Annotated in this window: 16 protein-coding genes; 2 read left to right on the top strand and 14 right to left on the bottom strand. The window is 68.5% G+C overall.

Annotated features, from left to right (window positions below; genetic code table 11):
- Nucleotides 1-2 precede the first annotated feature (2 nt).
- Nucleotides 3-752 carry an IclR family transcriptional regulator gene (locus CAL28_RS15680; RefSeq protein ID WP_254926142.1) on the top strand — a complete coding sequence of 250 codons (750 nt, stop codon included), beginning with the start codon at nucleotides 3-5 and terminating at the stop codon, nucleotides 750-752.
- 28 nt (nucleotides 753-780) lie between these two features.
- On the opposite strand, the gene CAL28_RS15675 is transcribed toward CAL28_RS15680, so the two are convergent.
- The 10 genes from CAL28_RS15675 to CAL28_RS15630 form a co-directional block, all read right to left on the bottom strand.
- Nucleotides 781-2,157, bottom strand: coding sequence for an MmgE/PrpD family protein (locus CAL28_RS15675; protein WP_094842235.1), 1,377 nt, complete (start codon nucleotides 2,155-2,157; stop codon nucleotides 781-783).
- A gap of 102 nt (nucleotides 2,158-2,259) precedes the next feature.
- Nucleotides 2,260-2,586 (bottom strand): DUF4387 domain-containing protein, encoded by a 327-nt coding sequence (locus tag CAL28_RS15670; RefSeq protein WP_254926141.1) that lies wholly within the window; start codon nucleotides 2,584-2,586, stop codon nucleotides 2,260-2,262.
- 4 nt (nucleotides 2,587-2,590) lie between these two features.
- Nucleotides 2,591-3,952: an acyclic terpene utilization AtuA family protein gene (locus CAL28_RS15665; RefSeq protein WP_176464015.1), complete on the bottom strand. Its 1,362-nt coding sequence runs from the start codon at nucleotides 3,950-3,952 to the stop codon at nucleotides 2,591-2,593.
- Between the two features lie 119 nt (nucleotides 3,953-4,071).
- Complete coding sequence (locus tag CAL28_RS15660; protein ID WP_094842233.1) at nucleotides 4,072-5,049, bottom strand: Bug family tripartite tricarboxylate transporter substrate binding protein; 978 nt, start codon at nucleotides 5,047-5,049, stop codon at nucleotides 4,072-4,074.
- 154 nt (nucleotides 5,050-5,203) lie between these two features.
- A complete protein-coding gene (locus CAL28_RS15655; RefSeq protein WP_094842232.1) occupies nucleotides 5,204-6,103 on the bottom strand; it encodes a LysR substrate-binding domain-containing protein in 900 nt (299 codons plus the stop codon).
- A gap of 64 nt (nucleotides 6,104-6,167) precedes the next feature.
- Nucleotides 6,168-7,310 carry a mandelate racemase/muconate lactonizing enzyme family protein gene (locus tag CAL28_RS15650; RefSeq protein WP_094842231.1) on the bottom strand — a complete coding sequence of 381 codons (1,143 nt, stop codon included), beginning with the start codon at nucleotides 7,308-7,310 and terminating at the stop codon, nucleotides 6,168-6,170.
- 90 nt (nucleotides 7,311-7,400) lie between these two features.
- Nucleotides 7,401-8,363, bottom strand: a complete 963-nt coding sequence (locus tag CAL28_RS15645) for an NAD(P)-dependent oxidoreductase (protein ID WP_094842230.1) — start codon at nucleotides 8,361-8,363, stop codon at nucleotides 7,401-7,403.
- Nucleotides 8,363-9,259, bottom strand: a complete 897-nt coding sequence (locus tag CAL28_RS15640; RefSeq protein WP_094842229.1) for a fumarylacetoacetate hydrolase family protein — start codon at nucleotides 9,257-9,259, stop codon at nucleotides 8,363-8,365. The genes CAL28_RS15645 and CAL28_RS15640 overlap by 1 nt, the downstream gene beginning before the upstream one ends.
- Before the next feature lie 7 nt (nucleotides 9,260-9,266).
- The gene (locus tag CAL28_RS15635; RefSeq protein WP_094842228.1) at nucleotides 9,267-10,409 is read right to left on the bottom strand and encodes a mandelate racemase/muconate lactonizing enzyme family protein; all 1,143 of its coding nucleotides are present in this window, start codon (nucleotides 10,407-10,409) and stop codon (nucleotides 9,267-9,269) included.
- Nucleotides 10,410-10,416: 7 nt separating this feature from the next.
- Nucleotides 10,417-11,382 (bottom strand): tripartite tricarboxylate transporter substrate binding protein, encoded by a 966-nt coding sequence (locus CAL28_RS15630; protein WP_094842227.1) that lies wholly within the window; start codon nucleotides 11,380-11,382, stop codon nucleotides 10,417-10,419.
- A gap of 202 nt (nucleotides 11,383-11,584) precedes the next feature.
- Between CAL28_RS15630 and CAL28_RS15625 the strand changes: the two genes are divergently transcribed.
- Entirely contained in the window at nucleotides 11,585-12,304 is a 720-nt protein-coding gene (locus tag CAL28_RS15625; RefSeq protein ID WP_094842226.1) for a GntR family transcriptional regulator, read from the top strand.
- 85 nt (nucleotides 12,305-12,389) lie between these two features.
- Here CAL28_RS15625 and CAL28_RS15620 read toward each other — a convergent pair whose 3' ends face one another.
- From CAL28_RS15620 to CAL28_RS15605, 4 genes are all read right to left on the bottom strand, one after another.
- The gene (locus tag CAL28_RS15620) at nucleotides 12,390-13,379 is read right to left on the bottom strand and encodes a site-specific integrase (RefSeq protein ID WP_094844653.1); all 990 of its coding nucleotides are present in this window, start codon (nucleotides 13,377-13,379) and stop codon (nucleotides 12,390-12,392) included.
- A gap of 214 nt (nucleotides 13,380-13,593) precedes the next feature.
- A complete protein-coding gene (locus CAL28_RS15615) occupies nucleotides 13,594-14,973 on the bottom strand; it encodes an MFS transporter (RefSeq protein ID WP_094842225.1) in 1,380 nt (459 codons plus the stop codon).
- Nucleotides 14,974-15,145: 172 nt separating this feature from the next.
- On the bottom strand, nucleotides 15,146-16,138 hold the full coding sequence (locus CAL28_RS15610) for a tripartite tricarboxylate transporter substrate binding protein (RefSeq protein WP_094842224.1): 993 nt from the start codon (nucleotides 16,136-16,138) through the stop codon (nucleotides 15,146-15,148).
- Nucleotides 16,139-16,232: 94 nt separating this feature from the next.
- Nucleotides 16,233-17,042 carry an HpcH/HpaI aldolase family protein gene (locus tag CAL28_RS15605; protein ID WP_094842223.1) on the bottom strand — a complete coding sequence of 270 codons (810 nt, stop codon included), beginning with the start codon at nucleotides 17,040-17,042 and terminating at the stop codon, nucleotides 16,233-16,235.
- Between the last annotated feature and the right edge of the window lie 16 nt (nucleotides 17,043-17,058).

The raw sequence follows: 17,058 nt of genomic DNA, 5'->3' as shown, positions 1-17,058 counted from the left end.
ACGTGTCAAGCAAAAACACTCCCACGCCGCCGGTCGGCGTGCTCGAGCGCGGCATCAGCATCCTGGAAAGCTTCAGCGACGACGCCCTGCGGCTGTCCCTGGGCGATCTGGCCGAACGGACCGGCCTGGACAAGGCCACGCTGCTGCGGCTGCTGGGCGTGCTGGTGCGCGCGCGGCTGGTGCATCGCTACGACAACGGCAACTACGCGATGGGGCCGGCGACCCTGCACATGGGAATGCTGTATCGGCAGACCTTCGATCTGGGCGCGCGCATACAGCCGGTGCTGCAGAACGTGATGCAGCAAACCGGAGAAACCGTGGCGCTGTATGTGCGCAGCGGCGACGAGCGGATCTGCCTCTATCGCGAAAACACCTCGCAGGAGCTTCGGCATCATCTGGAAGTCGGTACCCGCATTCCGCTGAGCGCGGGCGGCTCGTCGGCGCATATCCTGCTGGCCTTCACCGGCGGCGCCACGCCGCACGCCAAAACGATCCGCGAGAAGGGCTACGCGATGACGCGTGCCGAGCGCGTGGCTGAGATGGCTTCCGTGGCGTTGCCGGTCTTCGAGGCCGACGGGAGTTTCATCGGCGCGATGGTCGTGCTGGGCCTGGCGTCGCGGCACAACCAGCAGGCGCAGCTGAAGGCCGCCGATATCGTGCGGCGCGAACTCGGCGCGCAGGGTTTTTCCGCGTCCGCGCCCGCGGATCGGCAACTGCCCGCGGATGCGCCGGCCAAGGCCCCGCGGCGCTAGGGCCTGTTAACCCTGGCGTTAACAGGCCCTAGCGGCCGGCGCCGAACAGGCTCGCTTCGGGCGCGCCTGCCGCGGCGTCGTGCGCCGGATCGGCATAGCGGCCGCACCAATCCGCGATGCGTGCCGCCGCGGCGTCGTCCATGGTGGGGGCGAACGCGCGCATGCGCGCCTGCATGCCGGCCCAATCGTAGGGTTCTTCCGGATCCCCGCGCCGCAGTTCGCGCAACGCGCTCAGCGTGCGGCCATCGCGCAGGACCAGGGTCACGCGGCTGGGGCGCTTGCGTGGAAAAGCCTGCTGGAAGCCCTCGTCGGTCTTGACCGTTATCCGTTCGGCAAGATCGAGCAACGCCGGGCAGGACAGGTCGGGCGTTTCCATGTCTTCGATGCCGAGCCTGCCCGCAAGCAGCAGCCGGGCCATGACATAGCGCAGGCAGAATGCCGTTTCGGCCGGCTTGGACGGCCAATGCACGCCCGCTATCTTCAATGCGTGCGGAAAAATAACGACTTCGACCGAGGCGATGTCTTCCGCGCCGATCGCATGCGCCTGGCGCAGCCCGTGCGCCGCATCCAGCGGCGTGAAGAGCTGCGCGCAGCACGGCCAGGCCTTGATGGTGGCGGTGTTGATCCGCTCCGGCGCATCGCGCTCGCCGTCCAGTACCGAAACCGGTCCATCGCCGGCCAGCAGGGCGTACATGCCGCGCCTGCCGGTAAAGAAAGCGCGCGCACCCGGCAGCCCCGCCCGGGCGGCATAGGCCGCCGTCAGGCCGTTGCGCACCGCCATGGCGGGATGCAGCGATTTGGATTCGTGCGCGTCGTCGTCGACCAGCTGCCACAGGCCCGCGGCCTGGGTGGCGGCGATGCCCAGCGCGTGATGCATGCGGTCGGCCGGCAGGCCCAGGGCCACCGCCGCCGCCGCGGCCGCGCCCAGCGCGCCGGCGGTGGCGGTGGCGTGGAAGTTTGCCGCGTGCCGCGTTCCCAGCGCTTCGCCGACCCGCAGCGCCACCTCGTATCCCGCGATGATGGCGTCGGCCGCCCGCCGCTGCGTGAGGCCTTGCTGGGCGGCCAGCGCCAGCACCGGCGATACCGCCACGATGCCGGGATGCAGCATCGCGGCGCGATGGGCATCGTCGATTTCCCGCAAATGCGCGATGCCCGCATTGGCGAATGCCGCGGCCATGACGCCCAGGCGCTCGCCGCCGAAGGCCGGCGCGTCGCCCGGGCCGGGATGGCATAGCGCGGCCAGTTGCCGCAATCGTGCGGCCGCGTCCAGCGGCATGCCGGACCAGCCCGCCGTGAACCAGTCCAGCAGGGCCTGCGCCAGGCGCTGCCGCGTCGCCGACGCGATGGGGCGCGTCTGCAGGGAAACGACGTGCTCGACCAGGGTTTCTTCCGGCAGGGGATGCATGGCGCCTCTATTTTGTTCAATGAAATTGAATTCATTGTACGAAATAGCAATGCGGTGCGTCCATCCCGCCGGCGCGGGCGTCGCGTGCGGCGGGGCGCGGCCTCAGTCGGGAACCTGGATGCGCGTCAGCGGCACGTGCTGCTGGCAGCCGTAGACGTCGCGGTCCAGCACGTCGCCCGAACTGACGGGGCGCCTGATCGTGATCTTGAATGCGCGCGCGGCATCGAAGGGCGTGCACACCAGCACTTGCGCCGGCGCGATGGAAAAGGCGCGGGCGACGTTTTCGGTGCTGATCACGCCGCTGCGCTTGACGTGCAGGTAGGGCGCGTCCTGGTCGAACATGATGTCGAAGGTCAATTCGAAGGGGCCGGAATTCTTGCTGCGGATGACCTTGGCATAGGCCGTCATGGGTTGGGTCCGGGTCGCCATGGCCTTAGTTCCTGATGGTCTCGTAGTGGATGGGAAAGCACTCGCACGCATCGGCGACGGGCATGAGGTGGTAGACCGAAAAGCGATAGGCGGGCCCCACCGGAATGCCGAAAGGGGAAAATGGATAAGCCATGTTGCCGGCCGTGGTCAGGATGCCGGGATAGTGGGCGTGCTGCAGCACGCCGCGGGTGAACATCGCGACGGCGGTCGCGGTGTTCTGGTCCGGCGCCACCGCGTCGATGACCAGGCCGACTTCCTTGGCCGGCGGGTCCCGGTCCGGTTCCAGCTCGCCCATCACGCCATCCTTGCCGTAGGCGCGGAAGAACAGGCTGATGCCGTTTTCCCGCAGGCCGAAGCGTTCTTCGGCCCGTTCGCGGGCATGCTCCAGCACGCCGTCCAGTTCCTGGATCATGACCGCGTCGCGGATGCCGACCACGACGATGCTGCGATAGCCCAGCTGTTCCGCGGCCTCCAGCTTGACGCGGTATTGCGTGTCCTTGACGTAGGCGCTGCCGCGCACGCGCACCGTGCGATCGTCCGTCTGTTCGAAGCTGGCATGCGTCAGGTCGTTCAGCCCGCCCGGGCCCGCCTGCAGGAAGGGATCGCTGCGTTCGTACAGCGAATGTCCCGCCACCGATACCGTGGTGCAGCGGCTGCCGGGATTGCCGGGCTCGACCTCGAAGTGGTCCTGGCGCACACGCCCGATCATCGGTTCGCCCAGGTCGTAGGGCACCGCCGACAGGCCGGCGCATTCCAGTATCTTGCCGCAATGCAGGGAAAGCCCGGGGTCGAAACCGCGCAGCACGGGCAGCGCGGCGAAGATGGCGTCGTCGCAGGCGCGGCCGGCGATGATGACCTCGGCGCCCGCTTGCAGCGCCTGCATGAAAGGCTCCATGCCCATCTGCGCGACGATGGGGCCGGCGGCGTCCACCACCTGGGCCGTCAGGATGCCTTCCGGGCCCATCGGTTCGATGGGGCCGGCTTCGATCTTGCGTTTCAGGTAGGACTTGTCGATTTCCGCGCCGATCACCGCGAGCTTGAACGACAGCTTGTGTTCGGCCGCGACTTCACGTACCAGCCCGATCATCAGCTGCAAGGTCCGGTTCGACCCGTTGGTGATGGCCGAACCGATCAGCAGCGGAATCTTCGCCGCGCGTGCCGCCTGCAGCATCACGGCCAGGTCGCGTCGATACGCCGACATCGGCAGGAACGGCTGGTCCGCGCCGTGATAGTAGGGGCCCATGTCGGTGGACCCCGCGTCCTGGCCGATGAAGTCGGGATTGGCCTGCATGGCGCGTTTGAATGAGGCAAGGTTGTAGCCGCTTCCCATGGAGCCGGAAGGCGCGACGCCCGTGATCTGTTTCATCGAAGTTCCTGCGTTGAACAAAGTTGCCATCAAAAAATGGGGCTGCCGGGGCGCCGACGGCAAGGACCTTATCGGAGTCGTGTCGTCCGCGCGGCGCCCCGCGGCGATCGCGCGCGGCCTTATTTGCCGGCCAGGTTGACCGACTTGGCCAGCGCGTCCCACCGCGCGGCGTCCGCGCGCATCATGTCCTGGAATGCCTGGATGGACCCGCCCCGGACCTCCATGTTGTTGTCGGCCATCAGCTTCTGGAAATCGGCTTGCCGCAACAGGCCGCCGACGACATCCGAAAGCCGGTCGATGCGGTCTCGCGGCGTGCCCTTCGGCGCCATCAGGCCGATCCAGACCGACGCTTCGACACCGGGGTAGCCGAGTTCGGCGAAGGTGGGGACCTCGGGCAGGGCGGCCAGCCGGCGCGGCGACGCGACGGCCAGGGGGCGGACCAGGCCGGCGGCCGTCAGCGCCTTGGCCGAACCGACGAACGTGAACAACAGCGGCACCTGGCCGCCGGCCAGGTCCTGCAGCGCCGGCGCGGCGCCCCGGTAGGGCACGTGGTTGAACTTCGCGCCCATTTTCTGGGCCAGCAGTTCCAGCGCCAGGTGCGAAATGCTGCCGTTGCCGCTGGAGGCGAATTGAATGCTTTCGTGCCCGGACTGCGCGGCCGCGGCGACATCGGCAAACGTTTTGTAGGGAGATTTGGCGCTGGCGTACAGGACGGCGGTCTGGTCCACGAGATGGGCCACGGGCAGCAGGTCGCGCGCGGGGTCGTAGGGCATGTCCTTGTACATCAGGGGCGCGATCGTCACTTGCCCGTTGCTGGCCAATAGCAGCGTGTAGCCGTCGGGCGCGGATTTCACGACCTTGCCCGCGCCGATCAGGCCGCCGGCGCCGCCGGCGTTCTCCAGGATCATGGGCTGGCCGGTGGCCTTCTCGAACATCTGCGCGATCGGCCGTCCGACCGTATCGAGCGAGCCGCCGGCCGGATAGGGCACGACCACGGTAACGGGCCTATCCGGATAGGGCGCGGCGCGCGCCAGCATCGGTAGCGACAACAGCGCGGCCGCCAGCCAGCGGCCCAGGCAAGGCAATGCGAGCTTCATGTTTTACCCCTTGTGCGGTCGGACTTCCCGCCGCCTATGCCGGCGGCTTCGCGGAAATTCTAGGCAGCGGCCGGGCGTATGTCGTATTCCGATATGGAAAATTTCCATAACGCCGTGTTATTCGCCGCGCCGGCATTGGCTTTGCGGGGAGGTATTACGCCGCGGGCGCCAGCAGCGGGTGGCGCAGGGATTGCAGTTCGTCGACGAATGCCTGCGACGTGGCCGACAGCGGTTCATGGCGGGCGTAGCCCACGCGGATCTGCAGGTCGATGGACGGGGTGATCTCCCGCATGCGCAGGTCTGGCCAGGCGCCGCCCAGCTGCGCCTGTTCATCCACCAGCGCGATGCCCATGCCTTGTTGCACCATGGCGCAGGCCACATGGGTCTGCTTGACTTCGGCGACCCAGCGCGGGGCCAGATGCGCGCCGTCGTACAGCCGTCCGATGGCATGGGCCAGCGGCGTTTCCGGGCTGTAGCCGATGACGCGTTCGTGGCGCAGGTCCGTGATGCGCAGCCGCTTGCGCTCGGCCAGGCGGTGCCCGGCAGGCAGCACCGCCACCACGCGGTTGCGGAACAGCCTATGTGTCTGGATGCGGGGATGCTGCAAGGGCACGATGGCCACCGCGACATCCACGGTCTGCGTCAGGACTGCGTCCGCGAGCGGCTTGGCGAGCATGCCTTCGACGACGACCTTGGCATCCGGATAGCGCTGGGCGAACGAGGCGATCGCCATGGGCAGCAGGCCGTAGGCCAGGCTGGGGCTGCAGGCGATGCGCAGCACGCCGCCGGCCTGGTTGGCCATGTCGCCGGCCAGCCCGTTGATGCGTTGCACGCCCTGGTATAGCGCTTCCACCTCGGTGAACAGCTTGTGGGCTTCGGCCGTCGGATGCAGGCGGCCGCGCAGCCGCTGGAACAGCGGAAAACCCAGCCGCTGTTCCGTATAGGCGATGAGCCGGCTGACCGCCGGCTGGGAGACGTGCAGCAGCTGGGCGGCTCCGCTGACCGAGCCGGCCATCATGACCGCACGGAAAACTTCGATCTGGCGCAGATTCATGCGGCCAGTTCAGCATGGCCGGGCCCGCGTGGCAATCGTGTGTATCCCTGCGTCGGCCGTGGCCTTACACGTAGCAGGGTCCCTCGATCAGCGGATGCGCGGCAAGGAAGGCCGCATCGATGCGCAGGCCGATGCCCACGCCCTCATGCGGCTGCACGCAACCGTCCTTGTCCAGCGTATAGGGAAGCCGGTCCATCATGTCGTCGCGGAAGGGATTCAGCGCGGTGACGTCCGCCTCGAAGTAGCCCGGGTTGTCCACGGCGCACAAATAGTGGATGGACGTCGCCATGTTGATCGCCGTGGCCGACGTATGCGGGTTCACCGACAGCTTGCGCGCCGCCGCCATCGCCGCCACCCGCATGGCTTCGGTGACCCCGCCCACCTTGGACAGATCCGGCTGCACATATCCGACGCTGCCGGATTCCAGCAGCGGTCCGAATTCGTAGCGCGTGTAGTGGTTTTCGCCGGCCGCCAGCGGCACGCGGCCCAGTCGCGCCGCGGTGGCGTAGGCATGGTGATCGTGGGCGGGGAAGGGTTCTTCCAGCCATACCACCTGGCACTCCTCGTAGGCGGGCATGACGCGCCGCACATCCTCGATACGGTAGTTGGTGTTGGCGTCGACCAGGATGTCGACGTCCTCGCCCACCGCCGCGCGCACGGCCCGCACGCGCGCGATGTCGCGCGCCGGCGTATCGCCCACGCGCAGCTTCAGCGCGCGGTACCCCTGTTCGACCAGCCCCAGCGCTTCCTGCGCGAGGCTTTCCGGGGCCTGCCAGCCCAGCGCGATACCGCCCGCATAGGCCTTCACCGGCCTGGCCGCGCCGCCCAGCAGGCGATACAGCGGCCAGCCGGTAAGCTGGCAGCGGATGTCCCATAGCGCCAGGTCCACGCCGCTCAAGGCCAGCGCGGCCGCGGCGCCCATGCCATGGCTGGCGAACTGCATCTTCAGGACCCGCGCGGTCACCCCGCTGACGTCGCGCGGGTCCATGCCCAGGACCAGTTCGCGCACGGTGGTGTCGATCAGCCTGGCGATGGCGCCCGGGCAGCGCCCGTGATGCGCTTCCCCCCAGCCCGTCACGCCTTCATCGGTGTCGACGCGCACCAGCACGGCATCGCGCTTGACGCTGCGGCCGATGCCCAGGCGCACGGATTTGTTCTCCGGTACGGGAAAGGAAATCGGTACCGCTTTCAGGTCGGTGATTCGCATGGTGCCTCCTCTCTTTTCTTGAATCGCGCCGTCGCCGCCGCGTCCGTGCCGCAGGCCGCCGCCGCGGCGTCCGCGCCGCGGAGGACGATCTCAGTCGGCGTTTATTTCATGTTGGTTGACCCAGTTCAACGGCGCTTCGCCGCGCAGGATGCGCAGCATTTCGTCCACCGCGCCGCGGCTCATGCGCCGCATGCTGGCGGCGGTGCTGCCGGCCAGGTGCGGCGTCAGCAGCAGGCCGGGATGCCGGAACACCTGGGCATCGGCGGGCAGGGGCTGGACATCGTGAACGTCCAGGGCGGCGCCGCCCAGGCGGCCCGCGCCGATGGCCGCGAGCAGCGCGGCGGCATCCACGACGGGCCCGCGCGCCACGTTGATCAGCAAGGCTTGGGGCTTGGCCAGCGCCAGGGCCTGCGCATCGATCAGCCCGCGCGTCTGCTCGTTCAGCGGGCAGGCCAGCACGATCACATCGGATTCGCGCATCAGCGTGGGTTTGTCGACCGCCTGCACGCCGGCCGGCAGCGTCTGCGGGCGGCGCGTCAGGCCGAGTACACGCATATCCAGCGCCTGGGCCAGGGCGGCCAGCCGGCTGCCGATGGCGCCCACGCCAACGATGCCGAGTGTCTGGCCGGCCAGTTCGTCGCCGCTTTCGCCAAAGGAACGCGCCGGCGACCAGCCTTGCGCGCGCAGCATGGCGTCCACCGCCGCCAGGCGGCGCCGCAGGTGCAGCATCGCGGCCAGGCAGTATTCGACCACCGATGCCGTATTGGAGCCCGGGATGTTCGCCACCGGGATGCGGCGCCGGTTGGCCGCCTCCATGGGGATCATGTCCAGCCCCACGCCATGGCGCACCACGCCCTTCAGCCGCGGCGCCTGTTCGAAGATATCGGCCGGCAGCGGATTGCGCACGACCAGGCCGTCGGCATCGGCCACGGCGGCCTTCAACGTTTCGGGGCGCGCGTCCGGCGACACGCGCACCGTCGCATGCCCGGCCAGGCGGGCGTGTTCGTCGGGATGGATGGCGCTGGTCAGCACCACGATGGGTTGCGAGGGCATCAGGAATCGTCCGTTGTGATCGGGTTGCGCAGCGCGCCCAGGCCCTGGACTTCGGCGACCATCGCCGAGCCGGGCCGCAGCCATGCCGCGGGTTGGTGGGAGGCGGCCACGCCGGCGGGCGTGCCGGTTGCAATGATATCGCCCGGGTCCAGGGGCATCTGGGTGGAGGCATACGCGATCAGCTCGGCGACGCCGAACACCAGGTCGGCGGTATTGCCGGCCTGGCGCAGCGTGCCGTCCAGCCGCAGCGTGACCGCCAGTGCCCCGGGCTCGGCGACCTCGTCCGGCGTGGCGATCCAGGGACCGCAGGGACAGAAGGTGGGTTGGTTCTTGCCGCGCACGAAGGCTTTGTCGGCGCGCACCATGTCGCTGGCGCTGACATCGTTCAGCGTCAGGTAGCCCGCGATGTGGGCCGGCGCCTGCGCCGCGTCGATGCGCAGGGCGGTACGGCCGATCACCACCGCCAGTTCCGCCTCGTAGGTGACATTGCCGACGTCGGCCGCCAGGCGCACGGGCTGGTCCGGCCCGATGACGGTGCGGCCGGACTTGATGAAAATCACCGGCGTGGCGGGCGGCGCCATGTCGCGCTCCCGCAAGGCGTCGCGATAGTTGAATGCCGCGCCGACGATCTTGCCGGGCCTGGGCAAGGGCGCCGCCAGCCGCCCGTCGCCCAGCGGAATGCGCGCGCCGGCGGCAAACCGGCAGTCGCGCAGCCGCGCCGCCAGGCGGTCCAGGCCCATGTCGACCCAGGACAGCATGTCGGGCGGCAGCGCGGCCGCCCATGGATCGTTGCCGGGCAGCGTGACGTCGACCACGCAGGCGGCGCCGGAATGGTCCTGGTCGATGAAGCCGGGCACCGCGCGGCCGTCGGCGCGGTAGAAGGAAACGAATCGCATGGCGGCCTCAGGCGACGCGGTAGCGATCGAGCACGTCGCGCTTGATCTCGATGCCCAGCCCCGGACCGGTGGGGATTTGCACGACACCGCGCCGCTGCTCGATGGGCTCGACGGTCAGCAGGTCGCGGAAGGGGTTTTCGCATTGCTCGAATTCGAGCAATGGCGGCATGGGCCGGAAGCTGGGCGGCTGGTCGGGCAGGGCGGCCAGGAAATGCAGCGTGGCGGCCAGGCCGATCGCCGAACCCCAGGCATGCGGCACGCACTCCACGCCATGCGAGATGGCCAGCGCCGCGATCTTGCGGCATTCGCTGATCCCGCCGGCCGCGCATACGTCGGGCTGCACGATGTCCATGGCCTTGCGCGCGACGATGTCGCGAAAACCCCAGCGCGTGAATTCGTTTTCGCCGCCGGCCACGGCGATGTCCAGCGCGCGCGTGACCTCGACGTATCCGTCCAGGTCTTCGGGCGAAATCGGCTCTTCGAACCACTCGATGTTCAGGCGCTCCAGCTCGCGGCCCAGGCGGATGGCGGCAGGCACGGTGAAGCAATGGTTCGCGTCCACCATCAGGCGGACATCGTCGCCCACCGCTTCGCGCACCGCCGCCACCCGCTGGATATCCAGCTTGGGCGATCCCAGGCCGATCTTCATCTTGATCGCCTGGAAACCCTGGTCCACGTATTCCCTGGCCTCTTCCACGGCTTCTTCGATCAGGCGATCCATATCGATGAAGTACAGGCCCGTGGCATAGGACTGGACCTCGGTGCGGTACGCGCCGCCGATCAGCTTGTGCACGGGCTTGCCGCACACCTTGCCGATGATGTCCCACAGCGCGATATCGATGCCGCTCAGCGCCGATATCGCCATGCCCGTATTGCCGTAGTCCTTGATGCGGTTGTAGAGGTCTTCCCAGATGACCTCCACGTCGAAGGCATCGCGGCCGACGATGCGCGGGCCGTACTGCGATTCGATATAGGCGCGCGCCACCTGCGCCGGTCCGTAGCATTCGCCCCAGCCCACCACGCCGTCGGCGGTCTCGATCTCGACGATGCAAGAGCCGCGCGTCTTGTACAGCCAGCCACGCGAAGAGGTGAATGGCCGTTCGATGGGCGCGGCGACGACGTGGCAGGTCACTTTCTTGATTGTGCTCATTGTTTCCTCAGTGCTTGAAAACCTTGGTTGCCACGCTGTTCAGCGTGGCCTGGACATCGCGGACTTCGGTGTCCAGCGCCTGGCCTTTCATGTCGTCGACCAGGAAGCCGTTCTGCTGGGCGAAGGTCTTGAACTTCTCGCTCTGGATGGCCTGCGAGAAGATATCGATCAGGCGCTGGCGCACCTGGGGCGGGATGCCGGCGGGGGCGACGACATAGGCCATCTGCACCAGCGGGCCGTACGGATAAACGTCGTAGCCCTTTTCCTTGAACGTCGGCACATCGGGGTAGACCTGCAGCCGTTCGTTGCTGAAGACGGCGATCGGCCGCACATAGCCCGCGTCGATCTGGCCCTTGCTTTCCGAGGGCTTGAGCACCGCGGCCTGGATCTGCCTGCCCGCCAGGTCGGCGATGACGCGCGAACCGCCGGGATAGGGCACGTTGACATAGCCCACGCCCGCCGCGCGCGCGGTCATCTCGGCGAAGATGTGGTTCAGGTTGTTGGTGCCCGGCGTGCCGATGGATACCTTGCCCGGGTTCTGCTTCATGTGGGCCAGGAATTCCTCCAGGTTGGCGGGGCCGTCCTTGGGCACGAGCAGGATCAGCGGGTCGGTCGATACGCGGGCGATATGGGCGAACTGTTCGTTGCGCAGCGGCGTCAGGTTCTGCGCGATCTGCGCCAGGGTCGAACTGGTGCCCATGCCGACGACGTAGCCGTCGGGCGGCGACGCCGCCACCTTGCCCAGGCCGATCGCGCCGGTGGCGCCCGGCGCGTTTTCGACGATCAGGGTGATTTTCTGTTGTTCGGCGACGATCTGCTGCAGTTCGCGTGCGGCGATGTCGTTCGATCCCCCGGCGTTCCACGGAATGATGAACCGGATGCTGCGGTCGGGGAAATTGTCGGGCGCGGCGTGCGCGCCGGCGATGGCGCAGGCGCACGCCAGGGCGCCTGCCAGTCGGGATAGCAAGGTCATGCGGGTCTCCTCCGTTTGGGGCGCCCGGTTGGGGGCGCAGGGCGCGGCTCTTCGGCCACCGTCGAGGGGATACTATCATTCGTTATAACAAATAACAATCATCCGTCCGGCCGACCCGACAGCCCTGGACTTATGCCCGCCAGGCGGCCCGAAGGTGCGAAAATAGGGCGGTTCAACGACCCCGAACAAAAAAGGTAGCCAGATGTCCTCTTTGAAAGGCGCCGGCGCGGCGGGCGGTACCAAGCCGCCCGCGCTGCAGCCCATAGATCGCGAAACCCTGTGGGATCGCGCCTATGCCGCCCTGCGCGACGCCCTGTTGAGCGGCCGCTACGAACCGGGGCACCGCATCCTGCTGCGCGATGTCGCGGCGGAACTGGGCATCAGCCTGACGCCGGTGCGAGACGCGGTGAATCACCTGGTCGCCGAACGCATCCTGCGCCGGGGCACCGGCGGGCAGGGCGGCGGGGCGGTCGTGCCCGAGGTGGACGCCGACCAGTTGCGGCAACTGCTGATCATGCGGGCGGAACTGGAAAGCCGCGCCGCGTATGAAGCCGCCGCGCATGCGACGCCGGAGGACATCGCCACGCTGCGCGGCCTGCTGGCCGATATGAAGCGGCTGATCGATGTGGAGGGGCACCAGGGCTACCTGGATGTCCATCGCCGGTTCCACTTTCACATCTACGCGTTGAGCGGCATGGACATCATCGAGGATGCCATCGAAACGCTGTGGCTGCGGTGCGGGCCGGTCCTGAACCTGGTGCTGGCGGAGTACGTGCCTTACCTGAAGCAGATGGACTATCACGCCGAAGCCGTGGAGGCCCTGGCGCGCAACGACGCCGACGGCACGGCGCGCGCCATCCGTTGCGACATCCTGGAAGCCGGCCGTTATATCCAGGCGCTGCTGCGGCGCGGACAGGCCTGAAGGGCGGTCGCCGTGCCCTGGCGGCAGCGGCCGCGGGCTATCCGCCGCGGTGGCGGGACAGGCTGTACCGCGGCTGCCGTGCGGATCAGCGAGACTCGTCCAGCAGCCGCGCCGCGCGCAGCGTCGGCGCGGCGCCGGCGCGGTGATACCCGACCACGCTATTCACGCTGGCATGTCCGGTCATCGCCATGACCTCGGCCAGGGGCACGCCCTGGCGTCCCGCCTCGGTGACGAAACCCGCGCGCAGGCTGTGGGCGGCATAGCGCTCGTCCAGGCCGGCCAACCGGCAGCGCTGCTTCACGATGCGGCGCACCGCTTCGCCGCTGAGTCCTTCCGCGCCCACCACGCCGCCACGGCGCACGCGGCGGAACAACGGGCCGCCGGCGATGCCGGCGGCGCGCAGCCAGGCGTCCAGGGCCTGCGCCGCGCGCCCGACCACGGGCTTGTACATATCCGCGTGCTCGGCGCCGTCCTGGTGGGTCTTGGACTGGCGCAGGATATAGACGTAGCCTTCCGGCGCCGGCTGCAGGTCGTCGACGCGCGCGGCGATCACTTCGGAGCGCCGCCGGCCGCCGCTGGCCCACGCAAACAGCAGCAGCGCGCGGTCGCGCAAACCGATCAGCGAGTCGTCGCAGGTGGCCAGCAGCTGTTCCAGCGGTTCTCGCGTCAGGGCCGGCTGCTTCGCCGCCCGCACGCCGCGCCTGGCGTAAGCCGCGCGCGTGCGCGCCATCAGCGTCTGCACGGCGCGGCTGCGGCAGGGGTTGGGCAGGTCCCGCGTTCGATGGGCTTCGGATAGCACCGCCAGGCGGTGTTGTACCGTGGACAAGGCCAGCGGGCCGGGGCGCGCCTTGACGCCCAGGGCAACCAGCGCCGCATCGGCGTCCGCCGGCAGGCCATGCGCGAGACCGGTCCCGCTGGTGTGCTGCAGGTGATCCGTGATGAACAGAATGACCGCGCGTACCGGGACCGGCAGCGAAAGCGGCGTACCCAGCCGTTGCCCGTGCCAGGCGGCCAGATAGCGCGCCGCGGCGCGATAGGACGCCACCGTGTGCGGCGATGCGCCTTCGCCCAGCAGCGCGCGCGCCGCCTGGGCGCTCGCGGACGGTGCATCCCAATCGAAATCCGCGCAGTGCGCATCCGCGAGCGTGATACCTGGATCGACATCCGCGCCCGTGGCTCCCCGTGGGGGCGTGCCGGTCTTCGGGATGGCCAACTCCCCTTGTCGGGCCCGTCTGGCTTGCATGCGCTGGACTACGTATCGGTGGACTGGCCGATATGGTACCGCCCCGTCAGGCGGGATTGAGCCCGGCGGCAAGCTTGCCGCCGTCCAGCCGCCGCCATACCAGCGCCGACAGCCAGGTAATCAGGCCCACGCAGACGAAGGACCAGGCAAAGGCCGGCGCCAGGTGCCGCTCGGGTCCCGCGAGCAGCGTGACCAAGGCGCCGCCCACCGTCACGCCCAATCCCATCGCCACCATCTGGAACATCGAGAAAAGGCTGTTGCCAGGACCCGCCTGCTGCGGGCTCAGCGACGTCAGCGTGACGCTGTTCATGGCCGAGTACTGCATGGAGTTGCCCAGTCCGAAGGCGGCCAGTTGCACGATCTGCAGCCAAAGCGGCCAGTCGCGCGAGAACAGGGCAAAGGAAATGATCCAGAAGCCGACGAACAGCGTATTGGCGATAAGAAAGCGGGAATAGCCATAGCGCTTGAGCAATGGCGATACCCACGATTTGGATACGGCCCCGGCGGCGGCGACGGGGACCAGCATCAGTCCGGAGTGCAAAGGCGTGTAGCCCATGCCCAGCTGCATCATCAACGGCAGCAGGAACGGCACCGCTGCGGCACCGATCCGGCAGACCAGGTTGCCGGCGATGCCGACGGTGTAGTTCGTCTCGCGGAACAGGCTCAGGGGGAAGAGCGGATTGCTGCGGCGACGCGCGTGCAGGCAATAGCCCACGGCAGCCAGCGCGCTCAGCGCCAGCAGGCCGGCGGCCCAGGCGCCCGCGTGCGTGTCCGCGGGGACGTCCAGCGCCGTGGAGAACGCCACCAGCCACGTTGCCAGGAGCAGGCAGCCGACGAAGTCGAACGGCGGCGTGTCGTCGCGCGCCTGCGCCGGCATATGGCGGCGGACGGCCCACATGCCGACCAGGCCGACGGGCACATTGATCAGGAAAATCCAGTGCCAGCTCAAGGTTTCGACGAAGACGCCGCCCAGCACCGGGCCGAAGATGGGCCCGATCTGCCCGCCGATGGCGATGAACGCCAGGGCCGAAATGAACGCCGAGGGCGGCACCGTGCGCAGCACCGTCAGCCTTCCGACAGGCAGCAGCATGGACGCCCCGGCGCCTTGCACCACGCGCGCCATGACCAGCTGGGTGGGCGTGCCGGAACAGGCGCAGAGAAAAGACCCCACCACGAACGCCAGGATCGCGGTGAAGTAAACCTTGCGGCTGCCATAGCGATCGGCCAGCCAGCCGGAAGCCGGCATGATCATCGCCATGGTGATCATGTACGCCACGACCACGGGCTTCAAGGTCAGCGGTGGGACGCCCAGATCCCGGGCGATGGCGGGCAATGCCGTGTTGACGATGGTGGTGTCCAGCGTCTGCATGAAAAAGCCGGCGGCGACGATCCATAGTAAGGGGGCATGGGTATTGGATCGTGGCATTGCGTCTCGGGCTGGGAAAGGGGCAGGGGGCGGACCGCGCTTCGCGGCCAGCCCACCGGTGCTCATGTATGAAAGGCAGGGGTACAGCCTCAATCTTAATAGCCGCTCCTGAATGCAGCCTGTGTGCCCCTGGCCGCCCAGCTCGGCGCGGCACGGCGGATCGGCCGGCGCGCTACTGTTTGTCCAGTCCCATCTTGCGCACCAGCGCGCCATAACGCCCATATTCCGCCTTGACGAAATCCGCGAACGCGGCGCCGTCCTTGTAGACGAGCGGCGTGTCCAGCTTGGCGGCGGCGTCCTGGTAGGCCTGGGTATGGACGGCGCGATCGCAGGCGGCTTCCAGCTTCGCGCGCACGGCGGCGGGCACCCCGCGCGGCGCGATCAGCCCACCCCATACCGTGGACGTAATGGGATAGCCGAGTTCCGTCGCGGTCGGCACATCCGGATAGGCAGGCAGGCGCCGGTCGTCGAATACCGCCAACGGACGCAGCTTGTACTGGCGCGAAACGGTAGGCGTTTCATTGAAGACGTCGATCTGTCCGCCCATCAGGCCGGTGACCATGTCGCCGGAGCTCTTGTACGGAACGTGCAGGGCGCTGGCGCCGGCCAGGTCCATCAGGCCCTGCATCGACAGGTGCAGGACGGTACCCGTGCCCGAGGATCCGTAGTTCAGCGTGCCGGGCTTGCGCCGCGCGGCTTCCACCACATCGCGCACGCTATGCCAGGGCGAAGACTGGGGCACCATCATCATCAGCGGCACGGCATAGGTGCCGCAGATATGGTCGAAGCTGTCCGGCGTATAGCCGGTGTTGCGGATGGCGGGTTGGATGGCCTCCGGCCCCACCACGCTCAGGCCGACGGTGTAGCCGTCGCGCGGAGCCCGTGCCAGTTCCGACATGCCGATGGCCCCGCCCGCCCCGGCGCGGTTCTCGATGACGACCGCCTTGCCCAGCGTATCGGTCAACGCCTTCTGCAGGATGCGGGCCATGATGTCCGAGGTGCCGCCCGGGCCGAAGGGCACGATCATGGTCACGGGGCGGGCGGGGAAATCCTCCTGCGCGCGCGCCGCGGGTGCCGCAAGGCCGGCGAGCGCCAGCAGCGCGAAAGCGATGGGCGCGGCGCGAAATGCGCGCGGCCGGCGGCGGGGTGGGGCGGGAAATGGCATGACGTTGTCTCCGTGGATGTTGTTGGTTTCAGGCCGCGGGGGCGGCCGGGCGCTGCGATGGCGGATGGACGCGCCGCGCGGGCGGCGCGCGCTCTCAATAGACGGTGCTGTCGAAGTGCCGGGCGAGATTCGGCCGTATGGCCTGGACGAAGGCGGTGGCCTGCCGCATCATCATTCCCATGTCCGAGGCCACCGCCACGAAGCGATAGCCCAGTTCGAGGAAACGCCCCACCACTTCGGGCGTCGGGCCGACGATGCCGCAGGGAATGCCCACGGCCTGGCTTCGGCGGGCGACATCCGCGATGACCGCGGCGACTTCCGGATGCGTGATGTTGCCGATGTGGCCCATATTGGCCGACAGATCGCCAGGGCCCAAAAACAGCGCGTCCACGCCGGGAACGGCGGCGATGGCTTCCAGGTTTTCGATCGCCCGCGGCGTTTCCAGCTGGATAACGGTGAACACGGAGTCGTTGGCCCGCGCGCCGTAGTCCGGCGTCGTGCCATAGCCGCTGGCGCGATGCACGGCGGCGAAGCCGCGTATTCCCTGCGGCGGATATTTCGAATGGGCGACCGCGAGCGCCGCCTGCTCGGGGGTATCGATGAAGGGAAACATCAGCGTGCCGGCGCCCATGTCCAGCGCCCGCTTCACGCGCACCGGGTCGTTGGCCGGCAGCCGGACGATGGGGCAGGCCGGCGTGCCGGCGATCGCCTGCAGGGTATACAGCGCCAGCGCATCGTCCACGGGCACGTGTTCCAGGTCCAGCAGGAGCCAGTCGAAACCGGCCCGGCCCATGGCCTCTGCCGTACTGGTGGCGCCGGACATCAGCCAGGTGCCGAGCGGAACCCCCGGTTGGGCGAGCCGCTGGCGGAAAGGGTTGGAGAGCAGGTCGGGCGTGGTGGCCATGGATGCAGTCCTGATG

This window comes from Bordetella genomosp. 11 (genome assembly GCF_002261215.1).
Lineage (GTDB): Bacteria > Pseudomonadota > Gammaproteobacteria > Burkholderiales > Burkholderiaceae_B > Bordetella_C.
This window is presented reverse-complemented; position numbering and strand designations above follow the sequence as displayed.